The following is a 20,715-nucleotide window of genomic DNA, read 5'->3' on the forward strand; positions in this document are numbered from 1 at the left end:
AAGTTGGTTGTAGTTACGAGCCGATGTAATCGATTGCAGATCACCTCAACTACCACCAACTGCGCTGGTAGTGGCCATGCGCGCAGGTCCAGACACCCCGACGCCCGCCGCTGCCGGCGCGACACGGTTGAGAGGTCTTCACTCGCTGCCGCTCCGGATCTTCGAGTCGACGTACCTGCGGCACACCGGTAAGCGGCGCACTTCTCCTACCGCTGAAAGCACCTGGGGCCACATATCGGGCATACCGCGCGGGCGGGAATCTTGCGCCGGACCGAGCGATAGGCATCACAACGTTCGCCGACTTTTCGTTCACTGATACGTCAGTCAACCGGCCCGCACACGCGTCTCGTCAATCCCCAGGCAGAAATTGACGGCTCAACATTCGCCAGAATTGCACGACAGTGCCATTTCACAGGAGGCCATCAAGATCAACGCCTGCGGCCATTCGGCCCAGACAAGACGGCAAAAGTGCTGGTAATTCGTGCCGTACGGGCTAAACGTTACGGGCCCATGAGGTGCATCACACTGCTGGCGAACCCGTCAGTCGCGACCTTAGGATCGCCACTGAGCGCGTCACGCATTGGGGACTTGTCGCGCGATCGCCGTGGGGCACAGGGGGAAACAGATAAAACGCATTTTTCCGCCGATGGCAATCTTATTGTCACCGGCCCTTCAGCGTGCCTGAAACATTTGACTTCCCATTTACCGGCCGGAGATAGTGATGATCCCGCTGATCTGCCTGCCCTTCGCCGGGGCAGGCGCCAGTTTCTACCAACCGTGGCGCAAGCTGCCCGCTGACGGCGTGGACGTGCGGCCGCTGCAGCTTCCTGGCCGGGAGCGGCTGGTCGACGTCGAGCCGTACACCGACCTGCACGCCGCCGCCGACGGCCTGCTGCCGGAGGCGCTGAAGATCGCCGCCGACGGCCCGGTCGCCGTGTTCGGCCACTGCCTCGGCGCGGTGATCGCGTTCGAGCTGACGCACCGCCTCGTCGACAACGGCGCGGAGGTCGTGCACCTGTTCACCAGCGCGTCGCGCGGGCCGTGGACCGGTTCGCCGCCGTGGCAGGGCAGTCGTGAGCTCAGCGACGACGGCTTCCTCAAGCTCGTCCGCGACCTCACCGGGTACTGGCACCCGGCGTTCGACATCCCCGAGATGCGCGAGCTGCTGCTGCCCGCCATCCGCGCGGACTTCCAGATGTACGAGGACTACGCGCCGAAGCACCACAACAAGTTCAACGTGCCGATCACCGCGGTCTGCGCGGACAACGACCTCGTCGTGAAGCACGACGAGGCGGCTCTCTGGGGCGACGCCACCACAGCGGCGTTCTCCCTGCTCGACGTCAGCGGTGACCACATGTACATCGCCGACGCGGGGCAGTACCTCATCGACCTGATCACCACCACTTTGAAGGGCGCCCACGATGCGGTTGGCCGGTAAGACAGTTGTCGTGACAGGAGCGGCTCGCGGTATCGGCCGCGCCTGCGCCGCGCGGGCCGCGGAGGAGGGTGCCGACGTCGTGCTGATCGACGTCGACGGCCACCTGCCCGGTGTCCCCTACACCCTCGGTTCGGCGAACCAGCTGGAGACGACCGCGGACCTGTGCCGCAAGAACGGCGCCTCCGTGCTCGTGGCGACCGCCGACGTCCGCTCGCTGGAGCGGCTGCAGGAGGTCGCCGCCGACGTCGTCGACCGGTTCGGTCAGGTCGACGTGGTGATCAACAACGCCGGAATCGGCGCCCCTGCGGGCAAAGCGGCGCACGAGTTCGCCGAAGACGAGTGGGCCATCGTGCTCGACGTCAACCTCTCCGGCCCCTGGCGGGTCATCAAGGCGTTCGCGCCGACGATGGTCGAGCAGAAGTCCGGCAGCATCATCAACGTCTCCTCGACCGCGGGCCTCGTGGGCTACCGGCACTTCGCCGGCTACGTCGCCTCCAAGCACGGCCTCATCGGTCTGACCAAGACCGCCGCGCTCGACTACGCGCCGCTCGGCATCCGCGTCAACGCGCTGTGCCCCGGCCCGGTGCGCGACGACCCCGCGATGGAGGGCCAGATGACGGCCGTCGTCGCGGACGCCCTCGGCATCACCTACGAGGAGCAGGAAGCGGTCTACCTGGAGTCGGTGCCCACCAACGCGCTCGTGGACCCGAGTGACGTGGCAGGCGCGGCCGTGTGGCTGGCGAGCGACGACTCGCGCCGCGTGACCGGCACCGTGATCACCGTCGACAGCGGCTTCGCGGCCAGATAAGGGAACCCACAGATGACCACCGCCGTCAACACCGGTTTCTTCGCACTCGCGGCACCCGCCGCCGCCTCGCACAGCCTCGTCCGCCGGCTGCCGGTCGGCGCCGATGTGAAGGCCTGCCTCGCCGCCGCCGTCGAGAGGTTCCCGTTCCTCAAGTCCGTGCAGCTCTGGGACGAGCAGCTGCGCACCGACTGCACCGACACCGCGTCGCAGACCCGGCGCACTCGTGAGCTCAGCCGTCCTGTCGACGGCAAGCGCACGCCGGTCCGCGCGATCGTGCTGACCTACGCCGACGGTGTCGCCGATCTCGCGCTCGTCGCCCACCGCGCCGTCGTCGACGGCCGGTCGCTCGCCGCGCTCGCCGACCTGCTCACCGACCCCACCGCCGAGGTGGAGATCGCCGAGCTCGACCGCGACGGCATCGCGCCGGCGGACCGCGCGTTCGCGCCCGTTCCCTGGGGCCTCGGCAACTCCGAGCGCACTGGTCACCACGGTGTCGTCTCCGTGACCGCGCCTCTGGCCTCCAAGGACGCCATCGTCACGGCGCTGGAGACCGTGCTCGCCCACTACGGCGACACCTCGCCGTTCGCGGTGCTGGTCACCTCGCCCGACGCCGCCGACGACCTGACCCTGCCGGAGCAGACGTCGATCGGCCTGGTGCACAGCGGGTTCGGCGGCGGCTACGCCCCGCACCTCGCCCCTGCCTTCCCCGTCACGTTCTCCTGGCACGTCGAAGATGCCGCGCTGCACGGGGAACTGGCCTACGACAAGGGCTTCGTCGAGCCCGCCGTCGCCGCCCAGTTCGCCGCTCACGTCGCCAAGCTGGTCGCCGACCCCGCCGCCGAGCTCGTCGACGACGCCGAAGCGGCCGCACTGGTCGCGATCGGTCGCACGGCCGGCACGTTCGCGCCGCGCACGATCCACGAGACGTTCGCCGAGATCGCCCGGCGCGACCCGGCCGCGACCGCGTTGTCGGACGCGGACAGCGAGCTGTCCTACGGTGAGCTCGACGCCCGTTCCGCCGCCGTCGCCGGTGCCCTGCGCGAGCTGGGCGTCCAGGCGGGCGACCGGGTCGGCGTGTGCCTGGAGCGCACGGCGGAGCTGGTCGTCACGCTGCTCGGTGTGCTGCGTGCCGGTGCCTCCTACGTGCCGATGGACCCCGCCTACCCGGCGGAACGTCTGTCGTACACGGTGTCCGACGCGGGCATCGCGGTCGTCGTCACGACGGCGGAGAACTTCCCGGCCGCCGAGGGTGTTCGTCTCGTCGCACCCGCTGATCTCGTTGGCACGCCTGGGGATGACGTCACCGTCGACCCGTCGGCGATCGCGTACGTGATCTACACCTCCGGCTCGACCGGGCGGCCCAAGGGCGTCGCGGTGCCGCACCAGAACGTGGCCGCGCTGCTCGCCGCCACGACCGGTGACATGCGCCTCGGCCCGGCCGACGTCTGGACCCTGTTCCACTCCAGCGCCTTCGACTTCTCCGTGTGGGAGATCTGGGGCAGCCTGCTCACCGGCGCGCACCTGGTGGTCGTGCCGTACTGGGTGTCCCGTTCGCCGGAGGAGTTCCACGACCTGCTGGTGACCCGCGGCGTGACGGTGCTCAACCAGACGCCGTCGGCGTTCGCCGCCGTGCGCGACATCGCGCTGAGGTCCGATCGGCCGCTCAGCGTCCGGCTGGTGGTCTTCGGTGGCGAGCCGCTCGACGTGCGCCTGCTGGAGCCGTGGTTCCGCCAGTACCCGCACACCCGGTGCCGGGTCGTGAACATGTTCGGCATCACCGAGACGACCGTGCACGTGACGACGCAGACGATCACGCCGGCCGAGGTGGCGGCGCGCTCGAAGTCCGTCGGCCGCGCGCTGCCCGGATGGTCGGTGTCGGTGCGCGACGAGAACGGGCGGCCGCGGCCGTTCGGCGTGCCGGGTGAGATCTACGTCGGCGGCGCCGGCGTGGCGAGCCACTACCTGAACCTCGCCGACCTCACCGCGGACCGGTTCGTCATCGATCCCGTTGACGGGCAACGGGTCTACCGCAGCGGTGACCTCGGCCTGCTGCACCCCGACGGCAGGCTCGACCACCTCGGCCGGATCGACAGCCAGGTCAAGGTGCGCGGGTTCCGGATCGAGCTGGACGAGATCCGCTCGGTGCTGCTGGACGACGCGGCGGTGTCCTCGGCGGTCGTCGTGCTCAACGCCGGTGACGGCGACGCCGCGTCCGCCCGGCTGGACGCGTACTTCGTCGGCACCGCGGAGGTGGAGGACGTACGGCGCAGGGCCGCGCGCTTCCTGCCGGAGCACATGGTGCCCGCGACGTTCACCAAGCTGGACGAGATCCCGCTGACGGTCAACGGCAAGACCGACGTGGCGCGCCTGGTGCCCGCCGCCCCGGTGGTGACCGAGGTGGCCGACGCACCACGCGAGGAAGGCCTGCTCGGCGACGTGCTCGCCGCGTGGCGCGAGGTGCTCGGCACCGCGATCGGCGCGGACGACGACTTCTTCGAGGTCGGCGGCAACTCGCTGCTCGCGGTGAAGCTCTCCGGCGCGCTGCGCCGCGCGGGTCTGCCGCCGGTGTCGCTGCGTGAGCTCTACGTCAACCCCACGCCCGCGGACCTGACCGCGTTGCTGGCCACTCGCCAGGAGAGCTGAGTGGCGCGCAAACGACTCGCCGTCGTCTACGACCTGGGGTCCGCGACGCCGCTCGAGATCAGGTCGGCGGTCGGGCGCGCGTGCGACGTGGTCTTCGTGTGCGATCTCGACCTCCCGCACGTGGCTGCCGCCGTGCCGGTGATCCGGCAGTTCGCCGAGATCGTCGACGTGACCGGGATGGAGCTCGACCAGCGGATCAAGGCGGTCGAAGCGTCCACTCCGGACGGTGTGGTGACTTTCAGCGAGTACCGGCTCGGGGAGGCCAGCGCGTACACCACCGCGCTCGGCCTGCCCGGCCACTCGCCGGAGACCGTGGCGGTGCTGACCGACAAGCTCGCTCAGCGCCGCGCACTGGCCGCCGTTCAGCCTGTTGGCTGTGCGGTCGTCGGTGACGACCCGGCCGCCGCTCTCGCGGTGGCCGGGTTGCCCGCCGTGCTCAAACCGCGCAGTGGCGCGGGCAGCCTGCACACGACCCAGGTCGACACCGAGGACGAGCTCCACGCGGCGCTGCAGGCCGTGCCGGACGGCGACTTCGTGCTGGAGACGTTGCTGGTGGGCGACTCCTCGGTGGCCGGTGAGGCGTGGGGCGACTACGTCTCGGTCGAGTCCGTGCACACCCCGGCCGGCTCGCGGCAGGTCTGCGTGACGGGCAAGTTCCCGCTCGCCGAACCGTTCCGGGAGACCGGGATGCTGCTGCCCGCCACGCTGTCCGAAGTGGACACCGCAGCGGTGCTCGCGCTGGACAGCGCGGCCACCGCGGCCTTGGGCGTGCGGTACGGCATCACGCACACCGAGATCAAGCTGACGGCCGACGGGCCACGGGTGATCGAGGTCAACGGCCGGTTGGGCGGGTACGTGCCCGGCATCCTGCGCCAGGCCACGGGGATCAACCTCGTGCAGGTGGCCGTGCAGATCGCGCTCGGGCTCGAACCGCGATGGCAGGAGATCCGCTGGCGCGGCGTCACCTACCAGTACTTCCTCACCCCGTTCGAGAGCGGCACCGTGCAGGCGCTGGAAGGCGCGGACGAGGTGTCCGGGTTCGACGGCGTGCTCAAGGTCGACGTGCAGGCCAGGCCGGGCGACGTCGTGGACTGGCGTGGCGGCACCCAAGCCCACCTCGGCGTGGTGCACGGCACCGCACCGGACCACGACACGTTGCGCCGCACCGCCGAACGCATCGGGCAGACCTTCCGCCCGGTCTTCCAGGAGAACTCATGACCGACCCGCTGGTGTTGCTCAAGTCCGCCAACGACACCGCGCGGCCTTACCCCTCGTCCTCGGTTCCGGAACTGTTCGCGGCGCAGGTCGCGCTGGGGCCGGACCGGCCGGCCGTCGTGTCCGCCGCCGAGACGCTGACCTACCGCGACCTCGACGAACGCACCGCACGGCTGGCCGCCCACCTCGTCGACCGCGGCGTGCGAGCCGGCGATCTCGTCGCGGTGCGGCTGGGCCGCGGCGTCGACTGGGTGGTGGCGAACCTGGCCGTGCTGCGGGCCGGTGCCGCCTACCTGCCGCTCAACCCGGCCGAACCCGCCCGGCGGCTGGAGACCCTGCTCGCCGACAGCGGTGCCGTGCTGGTGCTGGACTCGGTCGACGGCACCGGCACCGGCGCGCTGCCGGTCGTCTCGGCCACCGACCCGGCGTACGTCATGTACACCTCCGGCAGCACCGGCACGCCCAAGGGTGTGCTGGTCAGCCACCGCAACATCGTGCGTCTGGTGACCGCGGACTTCGTCGACTTCACCGATGTCCGGCTGCTGCAGACCGGCGCGGTGTCGTTCGACGCCACCACGTTCGAGCTCTGGGGCCCGCTGCTCAACGGCGGCACGGTCGTGCTGCCCGACGGCGACGTGCTGGACGCCGAGCGGCTGGGTGCGCAGCTGAAGTCCTTCGGCATCACCACGATGTGGCTCACCTCGCCGTTGTTCAGCAGGCTCGCCACGCGCGACGCCACGATCTTCGCCGGCCTGCGCGACCTCGTCGTCGGCGGTGACGTCGTGGTCGGCGAGCACGTGGCGCTGGTGCGGCAGGCGTGTCCCGGCATCAGGATCATCAACGGCTACGGCCCCACCGAGAACACCACGTTCTCGCTGACGCACGTGATCACCGCCGAGGACGCCGCCGGAGCGGTGCCCATCGGCCGACCGCTGCGCAACTCCACCGCGTACGTGCTCGACGCCGGCGGAAACCCCGTCGCGGCAGGCGAGACCGGTGAGCTGTACGTGGGCGGCGACGGCGTGGCCATCGGCTACCTGAACCGGCCCGAGCTGACCGCGGCCGCGTTCCTCGACGACCCGTTCCTGCCGGGTTCCCGGATGTACCGGACCGGTGACCTGGCGCGCTGGCGCGAGGACGGCGTGGTCGAGTTCCTCGGTCGTGCCGACCACCAGGTGAAGGTGCGCGGGTTCCGGATCGAGCTCGGCGAGGTCGAGGCCGCGCTCCGGTCCTGCGACGACGTCGAGGACGCCGTCGTGGTCGTGCGCGAGCGCGACAACGACGTGCGCGGTGACCGGTACCTGGTCGGCTACGTGACCAGCACCGGCTTCCTGGACCCGATCGCGGTGCGCCGTCAGCTCGCCACCGACCTGCCCGCGCAGCTGGTGCCGGGCCACGTGATCGAGGTCGACGCGTTCCCGCTCACCGCGCACGGCAAGGTGGACCGCGCCGCACTGCCCGACCCGGCGACGCTCTTCGACCTGCCCGCGGAGTTCGTGCCGCCGCGCACCGCCACCGAGGAACGGCTCGCCGCGATCTGGCAGACCGTGCTCGGGCTGCCCGCGGTCGGTGTGCTCGACTCGCTCTTCGACCTCGGGGTCGACTCGCTGGCCGCTGCCCAGCTCGCGGTGCGCACCAGGGACGAGTTCCGCTGCACGATCTCGACCGGTGACGTGCTGGCCAACCCGACGATCGAGGAGATCGCCGGCCTGGTCGGGGACCAGTCCGGTACCGACATCCCGGTCGCGGCCGGCACCGAGCACCCGCTCACGCCTCAGCAGCGGCCGCTGTTCGTGGAGCAGAGCAAGGACCCGCGGTCGGTGCGCTACAACGTGCCGATCCTGCTGGACGTGGCCGGCGTCGATCCGGCACGGCTCGAACGGGCCCTGCGGGCACTGGTGGCACGGCATTCCGCGCTGCGCACGTCGTTCGTGCTGGCGGAACCGCCCGTCCAGCGGGTGGCCGAGCTCGCCGACGTCACCCTGGAGCTGCGCGACGACGAGCCGGACCTCACCACGCTGGTGCGGCCGTTCGACCTCGCGGCGGCACCGCTGCTGCGCGCGTCACTGCACCAGGGTCGCTGGTTCTTCGCCGACTTCCACCACCTGGTGCTGGACGGCTACTCCCTGGCGACGGTGTTCCGCGAGCTGGACGCGCTCTACCACGACGAAGAGCTCCCGCCGGTCGCGCACCAGTACGCGGACTTCGCCCAGTGGACCTGGCAGGCAGGCGCCGAGGTCCGTGAGGCGGACCTCGCGCACTGGCGCCAGGTCTTCGCCACCGCGGTGCCACCGCTGCAGCTGCCGTCGGACCGCAGGCCGGCGGTCCGCACCTACGCGGGCACGACCATCGAGGTCCACTTCGGACCTGACCGCACCGAAGCGTTGCGGAAGCTGGCCGCGCGGGCCGGGACGACGTTGTTCGCACCGCTCTTCGCGGCCTACAGCACGTTCCTGACGTCCATCACCGGCGCGGACGACCTGGTGGTCGGCGTGCCCGCGTCCGGGCGCACCACGGCCGGCTTCGAGGACACCGTCGGCATGTTCGTCAACACCGTCGGGCTGCGGGTGCGGCCGCAGGGCACGTTCGAGCAGTTCACGACCGAGGTCGCGAGGATTGCCGCGGAGTCGTTCGCGCACCAGAACGTGCCCGCGGGCGAGCAGGTGATCGACACCATGTTCGCCTTGCAGGGCACCAGCCTGCTCGAGGTGGACTTCCTGGGCACGCGGGTCGCGCTGCGGCCGGTGTTCCCCGGCCAGACGATGTTCGACCTGAACCTCCAGGTGTACGAGGAGGCGGGCGACCTGCGCGCCGAGTGGGAGTACTCGACCGAGCTGTTCGACCGCGCGACCGCAGTGGAGTTCCGCGACCTGCTGCTCGCGACGGTCGACCGGATGCTCGCCGATCCGCTCGGGCCCGTCACCGAAACCCGCGCCGCCCGTGGCGCCCAAGCGCCCGAACTCGACTTCGATCTCTGAGGAGACCCCTGCTGTGAGCACTGACCTGACCACGGGCCAGCGCAAGATCGCCGCCGCGCAACGACCAGAAAGCGCGGCGTTCTGGAACGCACTGCTCGCTGACGCACCCGTCAGCTCGTTCCCAGAGGACACCGTCACCACCACCCGACTCGACGACGCGCTGACCGCCCGTCTCGACGCGGTCAGCCGCGGCCAGGACGCGGCGCTGCAGGCCGTGCTGGTCGCGGGCACGATGGCGTTGCTGCGCGAGTACACGTCGTCGGCCGACGTCCTCGTGGGCATCAAAGCTGACGCGGACGTGCTGGCCGACGTACTTCCGTTGCGCCACAACATCTCCGACGGCGAGACGTTCCGCACGCTGCTCAACGAGGTGCGCATGCGCATCACGGAGGCCTCGGCGCACCAGGACTTCCCCGTCGAGCTCGTCGGTGAGGCCGACGTCGTCGTGGCACTCGGCGCGACGGCCGCCGGCGCGACCCTGCACTTCCGCCGCGACAACGGCCTCGTGCTCGACGCACCCGGCCGGATCGGGGAACAGTTGCAGAGGCTGCTCACCGTCGCGCTCGCCGACCCCGACGCGGAGCTGGTCTCGCTCGACCTGCTCGGCGACGCCGACCGTGAGCTGATCGCGCGCACGAACGACACCGCCGCCGAGTTCCCGCGTGACGTCACGCTGCCGGAGCTGTTCGCCAGGACGGTCGCCGCCACGCCGCACGCCGCGGCGATCGCGGGCGGACTCACGTTCCTGGAGCTGGACCACGCCGCCGACCGGCTCGCCCGCACCCTGCGCGACCACGGCGTCGGCCGCGACGTCGTGGTCGCCGTGTCGGTGGAACGCTCCCCCGAGATGCTGATCGCGATCATCGCGGTGCTCAAGGCAGGCGGCGCATATCTGCCGCTCGACCCGGCCCTGCCGGAGGCACGGCTGCAGTACGTCCTGGAGGACAGCAAGGCGGCGCTGGTGCTCACCAGACCGGCCATCGCGGTGAAGCTGCCGGACAGCGTCACCACGTTCGACCTCACCGGGGTCGCCGAGCCGGGCGAGGTCGTCGCGCCGCTGGAGTGCGGTTCGCCGGACGACGCCGCGTATGTCATCTACACCTCCGGCTCGACCGGTCTGCCGAAGGGCGTCGTGGTCGAGCACCGCAGCGTGGTCAACCGCCTGCACTGGATGCAGCGCGCCTACCCGATCGGGCCCGGCGACGTGATCCTGCAGAAGACGCCGATCTCGTTCGACGTCTCGGTGTGGGAGCTGTTCTGGTGGTTCATCGACGGTGCGTCGGTGTGCCTGCTGGAGCCGGGTGGCGAACGCGAGCCGGAGAAGATCGTCACGGCGGTGGAGCGGCACGGCGTGACCGTGATGCACTTCGTGCCCACGATGCTCGGCGCGTTCCTCGACTACCTCGACGACGGCGCACGGCTCACCTCGCTCAAGCGCGTCTTCGCCTCCGGTGAAGCCCTGGGCACGCACCACGTCCGGCGGTTCCACGAACTGCTCCCGGCACAGCTGGTGAACCTCTACGGTCCCACCGAAGCCACCGTCGACGTGAGCCACCACGTGACCGACCCGGCACAGGACGTCGTGCCGATCGGCCTGCCCATCGACAACACCGGCCTGCACGTGCTGGACGAGCACCTCAGGGAACGCCCGGTCGGCATCCCCGGCGAGCTGTACATCACCGGCGTCGGCGTCGCCCGCGGCTACCTGCACCGCGCCGAGCTCACGGCACAGCGGTTCGTCACGGTGCGCGGCGAACGCGCCTACCGCACCGGCGATCTGGTCCGCCGGATGCCCGACGGCGGGCTGGAGTACCTGGGCCGCAACGACTTCCAGGTCAAGGTCCGCGGCTTCCGGATCGAGCTCGGTGAGATCGAGCAGCGGCTGCGCGAGGCAACGGGCGTGACCGACTCCGCGGTGATCGTCCGCACCACCCAGGACGGTCAGGCGCACCTGCACGGCTACGTCGTCTCCGCGTCCGCCTCCGAGGACGAGCTGCGCGCGTCGCTCGTGCAGAGCCTGCCGGAGTACATGGTGCCGGAGCGGATCGTCGTGCTGGAGAAGTTCCCCTTCTCCCCCAACGGCAAGCTCGACCGCGACGCGCTGCCGGAGCCGGCCGCCGCGGCGAGCGCGAAGGTCGCACCGCGCACCGACGACGAGAGGGTGCTCGCGGAGATCTTCGCGGACGTGCTCGGGCTCGACGAGATCGGCGTCACCGACAGCTTCTTCGCGCAGGGCGGCAACTCGATCCACTTCGTGTCCGTGCTCGCGCGAGCCCGCAAGCACGGCTTCGACTTCACGTTCCAGCAGCTGTTCTCGCACCCGACCGTCGAGGCGCTCGTCGCGCACGCGAGGGAGGCTGCCGACGGTGACGTGGCGCCGACCGAGTTCGGGCCGTTCGAGCTGATCTCGGCGCAGGACCGGGCGAAGCTGCCTGCGGGGGTCGAGGACGCCTACCCGATGTCGATGCTGCAGTCCGGGCTGATCTACCAGTCGGAGATCATGCGCGGCAACACCAGCTACCACGACATCATCAGCTACCTGATCCAGAGCAGCATCGACACCGCGGTGTTCGAGCAGGCGGTGCGGATCCTGGTGGAGCAGAACCCGATCTTCCGCACCAGCTACCACCTGACCGGGTTCTCCGACTACCTCCAGCTCGTGCACTCCGATGTGGACGAGCTGCCGCTCGTGATCGAGGACGTGCGCGGGGTCGAGGACCAGGAGGCCTGGTACGCCGAGTGGTTCGCCACCGAGCAGAACCGGCCGTTCGAGTGGGAGAAGCCCGGCCTGGTCCGGCTGCACATCCACGTGCTGTCCGACTCGCACTACCGCTACAGCTACAGCCAGCATAACTCGATGCTCGACGGCTGGAGCATCAACCAGGCGCACACCCGTCTGTTCGAGATCTACTACTCGTTGCTGGAGAAGGGTTCCTACGACGGCAAGGCCGTCACGAACCACCTCCGCAACTTCATCGGGCTCGAGCGGTACTCCGTCAACTCCCCGGCGCACCACGAGTTCTGGCAGCGCGAGCTCGCCGACCGGCCGAACACGGTGATCCCGCGCGTGCGGCCGCTCGACCCGGCCAAGGAGCTCGACGTCATCTTCGAGGACATCCCGCTGCCGGACGGACTGTCCGACCGGATCATCGCGCTCGCCGGTGACCTCGGCGTGCCGGTGAAGAGCGTCCTGATGGCCTCGCACATCAAGCTGCACGAGCTGCTGTGCGGCGATCCGGACGTGCTCACCGGCTACGAGCACGCCGGTCGTCCCGAGCTGCCCGACGCCGACCGCGCGATGGGCGTGTTCCTGAACAGCATGCCGTTCCGCGTCAAGGTCGCACCGGGTTCGTGGGCCGACCTGATCAGGCAGACCTACCAGGCAGAGGCGGGCGTGCTGCCCTACCGGCGCTATCCGATGGCGAAGGTCAAGCAGGACTTCAAGACCACCGATCCGCTCTTCGAGACGGTCTTCAACTTCACCCACTTCTACTCGTTGAAGGAGCTCAAGAAGCTGCCGGAGTTCGCGCTGCTCGACGTGCGGGCCGCTGCGATCACCGAGTTCCCGCTGCGCACCGAGTACTCCCGGCACTTCTTCACCGACGAGGTGGAGCTGAGCCTGCACTACCACACCGCGGCGTTCGACCGGGACCACATCCTGCGCATGGGCGGCTACCTCGTCGCGATCCTGCAGGCGATGGTGGGCACGCCGGACACCGGCCACCACACGGCCTCGCTGCTCGCACCGCAGGAGCAGGAGCTGCTCGCCGGGTTCACCGCCGCGCACCCGGAGCGCGCGGTCGTCGTGGACGCGCACGGCAACCTCGCCCCCGTCGGCACGCCGGGCTCCCTGCCGGACGGCCGCCGGGCGCGCTGGCTGCCGGACGGAACGCTGGAGCTGGTCACCGACACCGTTGTGGTGACCGAGGAAGCCCCTGCCGCCGCCGCGCCGGTGACGGCGTCGGGTGCCGCGCTGGAGAAGGTGCTGGCGGTGTGGGCTGACGTGCTCGACATCGACCCGGCGGAGATCGGTCCCGAGGACGACTTCTTCGAGGTCGGCGGCAGCTCGCTCAGCGCCATGCGGGTGCTGCTCGGCCTCGACGGGCTCGTGACGCTGCGGGACGTGATGCGCTTCTCCCGGCTCGGCGAGCTGGCCGAGGCCGTCGAGAAGGCCTCGGCCTCGGCCTCTCAGGAGGAGGCACAGCCCGACTCGTTGCTGATCCCGCTGTCCGATGTGGACGAACCGGTCGCGCACCTGGTGTGCGTGCCTTACGCGGGCGGCAACGGAATCCACTTCAAGCCGGTCGGCGACGCGATGAAGGCGGTGCACCCGCGCATCGCCGTGCACGCGGTCGAACTACCAGGCCACGCGCCCGAGTCCGCTGAGGACGACCTGCGTTCGTTCGACGACACGGCCGCGTTGATCGTGGCCGAGATCGAGCGCACGCTCACCGGACCGGTGATGATCTGGGGCCACTGCGTGGGGTCGGCGCTGGCGATCGAAGTGTCGCGCCTGCTCGGTGAGCGCGGCCGGGCGGTCGAGCACCTGTTCCTCGCGGCGAAGCTGCTGTACCCGGCGGAGGAGATCCGCGACACGCTGGCCAACGCGGAGAACCTGACGTTCGGCGACATCCGCGACTGGCTCGCCGAGTGGACCGGGTCGACCGCGTTCGACGTGCTCGGTGACGGCTACGAGGCCCTGCTCACCCGCATCTTCCGGCACGACTCGTTGTGCGCCAACGGGTTCCTGCTGAAGTCGCGGGAGGCGGGCACCGTGGTCGCCGACGTGCCGACGACCGTCGTGATGTCCGACGACGACCCGGTGACCGGCGGCTTCGAGACGGCGTTCGCCGACTGGGGCGTGCTGGTGCGGTCGCCGGAGCTGCACGTCGTGGCCGGCGGCGGCCACTACTTCACCCGCACCCGACCGGCGGAGATCGCCACGCTGGTAGCCGAAAGGATCTCCGGATGACCGCACCACTGCACAGGTTCCTCGGCCCGGTCGCGGGGTCGCGGAGCGCGGTGACGATGCTCGCGATCGGATTGATCGACGCCACCGGCACCGGCCTCTACCTGGCCGGGTCGGCGGTGTTCTTCACCATCGCGATCGGCCTGTCCGCGACCCAGGTCGGCATCGGCCTGTCGATCGCCGGTCTGCTCGGCCTCGTCGCGCAGCCGGTGATCGGCTGGCTGGCCGACCGGTGGGGTGCCAAGCAGGTGCTCATCGCACTGCACGTGTGGCGGGCGCTGAGCTTCGCGCTGTTCGTGATCACCGACGACTACCCGACGTTCGTCGTGGTCACCGCGATGATCGGCATCGGCCAGCAGGCGCTGTCGCCGGTGTACCAGGCTCTCGTCGAGCAGGTCGTCGGCGAGGACCTCCGGGTGCCGCTGATGGCACGCAGCCGAGCGGTCTACAACATGGGCTTCTCGCTCGGCGGCCTGCTCGCGATCATCGCGATCTCAGCGGGCACGCGGGTCGCGTTCGACGTGCTCGTGCTGGCCAACGCGGCGTGCTGCCTCGTGGCCGCGCTGCTGCTCGCTCGGGTGGCGCTGGTCGGCGCCGCCAGGTCGGCCCGCAAGCCACCGCTGCGGCTGAAGTCGCTCGCCGACGTCAGGTACGTCGTCGTCGCGCTGGTGAACGGTGTGCTGAGCCTGCACATCTCGTTGCTCAGCGTCGGTGTGCCGTTGTGGGTCGCGTTGCACACCAAGGCTCCCGAGGCACTGGTCGGCGCGCTGCTCGTGGTCAACACGGTGCTGGCGGTGCTGCTGCAGGTGTGGGCGTCCAAGGGCGCGGAGAACGTGGCCGGCAGCGTGGTCGCGATGCGCAAGGGCGGTGCGGCACTGGTGGCGTGTGCGGCGGTGTTCGCGCTCGCCGGCCAGTTCCAGTCGGTACCGCTGGTGATCGCACTGCTGGTGCTCGGCGTCGTCGCGCTCACCGCGGGCGAGCTCTTCCAGTCCGCCGGCGGCTGGGGCCTGTCGTACGCCCTGGCGCCCGAGGGCAACCGCTCGGAGTACCTGGCGACGTTCAACCTGGGCATGAGCGCGCAGTTCGTGCTCGGGCCGACGATCGTCACGGTCGGGGTGATCGAGCGGGGCCTCACCGGCTGGCTCGTGCTCGCCGGTGTGTTCGCACTGGCGACGGTGGTGGTCGGCCCGCTGGCGAAGTGGGCCGAGCACCGTCAGGCGCTCACCCTCGACCGGGTGGCGAGCGCTTGAGGATCCGGTGTGCGCAGGTCGTCCAGCAACGGCTCGGCCGCGCGCACCCGCTGCAGGCGGGCCGGGTCGAGATCGGCGGTCACCACCGTCGTCTCGTCCGGCCCCGCCTGCGCGACGATCCGGCCGTCCGGGCCCCAGATCGCACTGCCACCGCAGGCGTTCCAGCCGCCGGTGCTGCCGACGTGGTTGGCCAGCAACACGTACGCGGTGTTGTCGAGCGCACGGGCGGGCAGCCACGTCCGCGACTCGTGGAAACCGTTGCCCACGCTGAACAACGCGCTCACGAGGTACGCGTGCGCACCGTCGTTCGCGGCGGCGCGGGCGTGCTCGGGGAAACCGCAGTCGTAGCAGATGCCCAGGCCAAGCTGCCAGCCGTCGACCTCGATGGTGCAGCCCCGCGCGCCCGGCGTGAACAGCTTGCGCTCGCTGCCGAACAGGAACTGCTTGTCGTAGCGGGCGATCACATCACCCCGCGGGCCGAACACGAGCGACGAGATGAACAACTCGCCGTCCTGGTGCGTCGCCGCACCGACGATCGCGACGGTGCCGGTCTCCCTGGCCGCGTCCGCGATCGGCGCGAGCCGGTCGTCGGTGGCGTGCACCGCGTACCGCGCCGGGTCGGAACCGACCAGGTCCGGCTCGTAGCCGCTGAGGAACTTCTCCGGCAGCACGACGACACGGGCGTTCGCCTGCCGCACCAGACCGGCGACGGTGGCCGCGTTCGCGTCGATGTCTCCCGCCACCGGGCAGGCCTGTGCCGCGGCGACCCGCAGGCCCGTGGTCGGAGTCGAGGTTGGGATCACGCCGCCAAATCTAACGGGCCGGGTGCACCGGTCCAGAGCTACGGGAGGAAGAGCACATGGCACGGGTGGTTGTCGTAGGCAGCGGCGGTCCGGCGTATCGCGAGTACTCGTTCGCGACGCTGGCCGAGCGGTACGAGGTGGCCGCGGTGCTGTTCGACGCGCCGTCCTGGCAGCAGCCGTACCTGACGGACCACCGCGTGGTGTCGTCGGCGGGCGAGGTGCTGGAGGCGGTCAGGTCGCTGGGCGGCGACGGCGTGTTCACCTGGGACGAGACGATGCTCGAGACCACGGCCGCGGTGGCGGCGGAGCTCGGCCTGCCGCACATGACCCCGCAGGCGGCGCGCAACTGCCGGGACAAGCACGCCACCCGCAGCGCGCTCGGCTCGGTCCGGTTCGCGCTGGCCACCGACGAGGAGACCGCGGTGGCGGCGGCCTCCTCGCTCGGCTGGCCGGTCGTGGTGAAGCCGCGCGCGCTGGCTGGTTCGCTCGGTGTCCGCCTCGCCCACGACGCCGACGAGGTCAGGGACGCGTTCCGGCTCGCGGCCGCGTCGGAGTTCGCCGGTCTGCCCAGCGGACTCGGCGTCCTCGTCGAGGAGTACCTGGACGGCGACGAGATCAGCGTCGACAGCGTGGTGTTCGACGGCGTTGTCGAGGTGGTGCACGTGGCCCGCAAGCGGCTCGGCTTCGGCGAGCACTTCGAGGAGGTCGGGCACCTCATCGCGCCGTGGGCGCACGAGCCGTGGGCCGCCGAGGTGCGCGCACTGATGGAGCAAGCGCATGCGGCACTTGGGGTTTCGATCGGGGTCACCCACGCCGAGGTGCGGCTCACCTCGCGCGGGCCGCGTCTGGTGGAGCTGAACGGGCGGCTCGGTGGCGACCTGATCCCGTTCGTCGGCAGGCTGGCCACCGGCGTGGACCTGGTGCTGGCGGCGGCGGAACTGTCGCTGGGCCGCAAGCCGGCCGTGACCGTCGGCCCGCACCGGGCGGCGGAGATCCGGTTCCTCTACCCGCCACACGACGGCGAGCTGGTGCGGCTGGACGTGTCCGGCGCGCGGCCGGTGCCCGGCGTGAAGCACGTCGTCGAGCTGAACGTGGTCGGCGCCAAGCTGCGGCTGCCACCGCACGGTCTGGCCCGCCGGTTCGCCGCCGTGGTCGCGGCCGGCGAGACCGAGGAGGCCTGCCGGGTGGCGCTGGACGCGGCCGAGCAGGCCGTGGTGGCCGAGGTCGTCTGAGCCGGTGGGGGCCGGTGATCTGCCCCCACCTCAGCTCACCTGATCGACAGCGGCCACATGTCGGTCCAGTCAGAGCCGATTCGACAGTTTCGTCGCCACAGCGTCAACCTGAGGCATGCCGAGCCGGCGGTAGATCGTCAGTGCCCGCTGCCAGTGCTCAGCGGCGTGGTCGTGTTCGCCGAGTGCGGCATGGGCGTCGCCGATGCCTGCGTACGTGTGCGCGCTCTCGACGAGTACTCCTGGCCCGTCCTCCACGGTCAGCGCCTCGCGATAGAGGCTGAGCGCTTCCGTGGGGTTTCCGGCGGACGTGTGTGTGGCGGCCAGTCCGTTCAGCGTGGCGACGAGCTGCGAGGAGTCGCCGACGGTGCGTGCGATGTGCAACGCCCTGTCGAGGTGGAGGATCGCCTCCTGGTGTTCGCCGGATTGGCGGTGAGCGATACCGATCATGCGCATCGCGGTGCCTTCGAAGGGACGGTGACGGGCGTCCCGAGCGAGAGTCATGGCGAAATGTGCGTAGTCCAGTGCCTGCTGGGATTGGCCCAGCTCCGCGTGGATCTCCGCCATACCGCACAAGACGGTTATTTCGACGTTCCGGTCCCCGTTGTCCCTCGCGATGGCCAACGACTGCTCGAGCAGTTTGAACGCTTCGTCGTATTGGCCCAGGGCGTACAGAAGACATGCGTAGTTGTTGGTGGCCGGCGCCCGCATGCGTTGGTCGCCAAGTTCCTCGTAGAGAGCCAGTGCCCGGCGGATGAGGTCCGCGGCCTCGGACAGGTTTCCGTGCCGCCAGGTCACAGCGCCGATGTTGCTCAACGTGGCGGCTTCCAGTGACTGGTTGCCGACTTGCTGATAGAGGGCCAGCGCGTGTTCCAGGTGATCGATGGCCTGTGTGTTGAGACCCGCGCGGTGGGTCGCGATGCCCAGCACGCGTCGTGCGTTGGCTTCTGCGGCGAGGTCGCCGAGAGTCTGGGCGGCGTGCAGTGCGCGAGTGTGGAGCGCGAAGGAGTCGTCGTGGTATCCGCCGATGCTGAGATAGCGCCACACGGTGTCCGACACGTTGACCACGTGGTCGGGTTCACCGTGCTGGGTGCCGGCGAGCAGGTTGACCCGCTCGCGGTCCAGCCAGGCGAACGCCGCGTCGTAGCTGTCGAACACCGGCGACTCGGCTTCCGGTACCGCGACCTTCGGCCTGCGCTCGGCCTCGTGCGGGGCGATGACGTCCATCGCGGCGGAGGCGGTGCCGAGGTAGTAGCCGGACAGCCTGGCCAGCGCCGCGTCCAGATCCGCCGCATCGTCGGTTGTGCCGGCCAACTCGGCGGCGTAAGCGCGCAGGAGGTCGTGCGGTTGGTACCGCCCGGTGGAGGTCGCGTCCACGAGGTGAGCGCGCACCAGCACGTCGAGCGTCCGGCGGGTCTCGCGCAGCCCGGTTCCGGCCATGGCCGCCAGCGCGTGGGTGTCGATGTCGTGTCCGTGGTGCACGCCGAGAAACCGGAAAAGCCTGGCGACGGCGGGATCCAGCCGTCGATACGACCAGGAGAACACCGCTCGGATCGCGGTATGCGGATCGTCGTCCGCGTCCAGCAGGTCCAGCGCCTCCTGTTGGTCGGCGAGCTCGTCAGCCAGCTCGCCGATGGTGCGCCCTGGCCGCGATCGGACCATCTCGGCCGCGATCCGCAGCGCCAGCGGCAATCGCGCGCATCGCTCGGCCAGCGCACCGACGGCATCCGGTTCGGCATGGGCCCGTGTGCCGAGCAGTTCGCGCAACAGGCCGGCTGCTTCGGCAGGAGGTAGCCGGTTCAGGCCGATCCGGTGCGCGCCGTAGCGGGCGACGAGCCCGGCCAGCGAGTCGCGGCTGGTCACCAGCGTGCGGCAGGACGAGCTGGCCGGCAGCAACGGGCGCACCTGGTCGACGGTGCGGGCGTTGTCCAGCAGGATCAGCATCTTGCGCTGGTCGAGCAGGGTGCGGAAGCGGGCCGCCCGCTCGTCGAGGTCCTCGGGGATCGCCCCGCCGTCCAGGCCGAGCGCGCGCAGGAAACCCGCCAGCGCGTCGGCGGGTGACACCGGTTCGTCGGGCCCGTAGCCACGAAGATCCACGTAGAGCTGCCCGTCCGGAAACCGGTCGCGCACCCGGTGCGCCCAGTGCACGGCGAGTGCCGTCTTGCCCACCCCCGCGGTGCCGGCCACCGCCGTGATCACCACCGGAGCTTCCGCGGACAGCAGTCCGTCCAGCTCCGCGACCTCGGCCTCCCGGCCGACGAACCCCCGGACGTCGACCGGGAGCTGAGCGGGAACCTCCTGATGGTCCCCGGTCCGCACCTCGGGTTCGGGCAGGTCGTCGGCCAGGATGCGGCGCTGCAGCTCACGCAGTTCCGGCCCCGGCTCCAGACCGAGCTCGGACACCAGCGCCTGCCGCGCCCGGCGGTAGGCCTCCAGCGCCTCGGACCGGCGTCCGGCCCGGTACAGCCCGGTCATCAGCAGCCCGTGCAACCGCTCCCGCAACGGATGCTCCCGCACCAGATCGGTCAGCTCACCGAGCACCGCCTCATGCAGACCACAGGCGAGCTCGGCCTCGTACAGCGCCTCGACCGCGGCGAGGCGGCCTTCGGCGAGGCGTCGTGCCCAGTCGGCGAGCACCGGCACCTCCACGTCCGCGAACGGGTCGCCCCGCCACAACGTCAGCGCGGCACGCAGCAACTCGATCGCGCGCTGCGGCTCCTGCTCTGAGGCCGCCACCCCCGCCTTGACCAGCGCCTCAAAGCGTTCAGCGTCGATCTCCTCCTGCCGTGCCCGCAGTTGGTAGCCGGCGGCGTCGAACGACAGCCGTTCCGGGGTGTCGAGCACACCGCGCAGCCGATGCACGTGCAGCTGCAGCTTCTGCGCCGCCCGCGGGTCCGGCCGATCACCCCACAACGCGTCGGTCAGCACGTCCACCGGCACAGGCTGGTTCGCCCGCGCCAGCAACACCCCGAGCAGGGTCCGCTGCAGCCGGCCGGACAGCACCTCCACCCGGTCGTCGTGCTCGACCTCTACCGCCCCCATCACCCGAAATTCCATGTGCCCCCGCCCTCTGACCAGCCGCCCGAGTCTCGCATCCTCTGGGCGTTCTGGTCAGTGGTTCGGGTCTCAACTGGTCTTCCTCAGTCGTCGTCGCGGCCGGGTCGCCAACGGTCAGCCGAGCTGACGGCAGCCGCCGCGGACCACGACGATTCCGGCGACTGTTCCAACGGCGGCACCGCCCCGATGTACCTGGATTCTCCCGGCACGCTGGTCGCCGCACCCGTACGGAACGACGGCACCGGCGTTGTCCAGGACGCCTGCCGCGATGTCGTCGCCGTTGAGGGTGAAGGCCATGCTCGAAGACGCCGTCGACGACGCGGAC

General features: G+C 70.5%; 11 protein-coding genes. 8 read left to right on the top strand and 3 right to left on the bottom strand.

Going from position 1 to position 20,715, the window contains the following annotated elements; all coding sequences use genetic code 11:
* Positions 1 to 721: 721 nt before the first annotated feature.
* From B0F77_RS35405 to B0F77_RS35435, 7 genes are read left to right on the top strand one after another with little or no spacing between them, the layout of a single operon-like run.
* Complete coding sequence (locus tag B0F77_RS35405) at positions 722 to 1,438, top strand: thioesterase II family protein (RefSeq protein WP_086667401.1); 717 nt, start codon at positions 722 to 724, stop codon at positions 1,436 to 1,438.
* Positions 1,439 to 1,448: 10 nt separating this feature from the next.
* Positions 1,449 to 2,246 (top strand): SDR family oxidoreductase, encoded by a 798-nt coding sequence (locus B0F77_RS35410; RefSeq protein WP_245849068.1) that lies wholly within the window; start codon positions 1,449 to 1,451, stop codon positions 2,244 to 2,246.
* Positions 2,247 to 2,258: 12 nt separating this feature from the next.
* The gene (locus tag B0F77_RS35415) at positions 2,259 to 4,889 is read left to right on the top strand and encodes an amino acid adenylation domain-containing protein (protein WP_086667403.1); all 2,631 of its coding nucleotides are present in this window, start codon (positions 2,259 to 2,261) and stop codon (positions 4,887 to 4,889) included.
* Complete coding sequence (locus B0F77_RS35420) at positions 4,890 to 6,107, top strand: ATP-grasp domain-containing protein (protein WP_086667404.1); 1,218 nt, start codon at positions 4,890 to 4,892, stop codon at positions 6,105 to 6,107. It abuts the gene before it with no gap.
* Positions 6,104 to 9,082, top strand: coding sequence for a non-ribosomal peptide synthetase (locus tag B0F77_RS35425; protein ID WP_158102911.1), 2,979 nt, complete (start codon positions 6,104 to 6,106; stop codon positions 9,080 to 9,082). The genes B0F77_RS35420 and B0F77_RS35425 overlap by 4 nt, the downstream gene beginning before the upstream one ends.
* Positions 9,083 to 9,095: 13 nt before the next feature.
* Positions 9,096 to 14,054 carry a non-ribosomal peptide synthetase gene (locus tag B0F77_RS35430; RefSeq protein ID WP_086667406.1) on the top strand — a complete coding sequence of 1,653 codons (4,959 nt, stop codon included), beginning with the start codon at positions 9,096 to 9,098 and terminating at the stop codon, positions 14,052 to 14,054.
* A complete protein-coding gene (locus B0F77_RS35435) occupies positions 14,051 to 15,301 on the top strand; it encodes an MFS transporter (protein ID WP_086667407.1) in 1,251 nt (416 codons plus the stop codon). Before B0F77_RS35430 ends, B0F77_RS35435 begins: the two co-directional genes overlap by 4 nt.
* Here B0F77_RS35435 and B0F77_RS35440 read toward each other — a convergent pair.
* Positions 15,265 to 16,104 carry a carbon-nitrogen hydrolase family protein gene (locus B0F77_RS35440; RefSeq protein WP_086667408.1) on the bottom strand — a complete coding sequence of 280 codons (840 nt, stop codon included), beginning with the start codon at positions 16,102 to 16,104 and terminating at the stop codon, positions 15,265 to 15,267. The two genes, B0F77_RS35435 and B0F77_RS35440, sit on opposite strands and share 37 nt — an antisense overlap.
* Positions 16,105 to 16,160: 56 nt before the next feature.
* Between B0F77_RS35440 and B0F77_RS35445 the strand changes: the two genes are divergently transcribed.
* Positions 16,161 to 17,336 (top strand): ATP-grasp domain-containing protein, encoded by a 1,176-nt coding sequence (locus B0F77_RS35445; protein ID WP_086667409.1) that lies wholly within the window; start codon positions 16,161 to 16,163, stop codon positions 17,334 to 17,336.
* A 69-nt stretch (positions 17,337 to 17,405) separates the two neighbouring features.
* Here the strand turns inward: B0F77_RS35445 and B0F77_RS35450 are convergent, their stop codons facing one another.
* Both B0F77_RS35450 and B0F77_RS35455 read right to left on the bottom strand, forming a co-directional pair.
* A complete protein-coding gene (locus B0F77_RS35450) occupies positions 17,406 to 20,375 on the bottom strand; it encodes an AfsR/SARP family transcriptional regulator (protein ID WP_158102912.1) in 2,970 nt (989 codons plus the stop codon).
* A gap of 129 nt (positions 20,376 to 20,504) precedes the next feature.
* Positions 20,505 to 20,687 (bottom strand): hypothetical protein, encoded by a 183-nt coding sequence (locus B0F77_RS35455; RefSeq protein WP_086667411.1) that lies wholly within the window; start codon positions 20,685 to 20,687, stop codon positions 20,505 to 20,507.
* Between the last annotated feature and the right edge of the window lie 28 nt (positions 20,688 to 20,715).

This window comes from Lentzea kentuckyensis (assembly GCF_002150765.1).
In the GTDB taxonomy this organism is placed as follows: Bacteria; Actinomycetota; Actinomycetes; order Mycobacteriales; family Pseudonocardiaceae; genus Lentzea; species Lentzea kentuckyensis.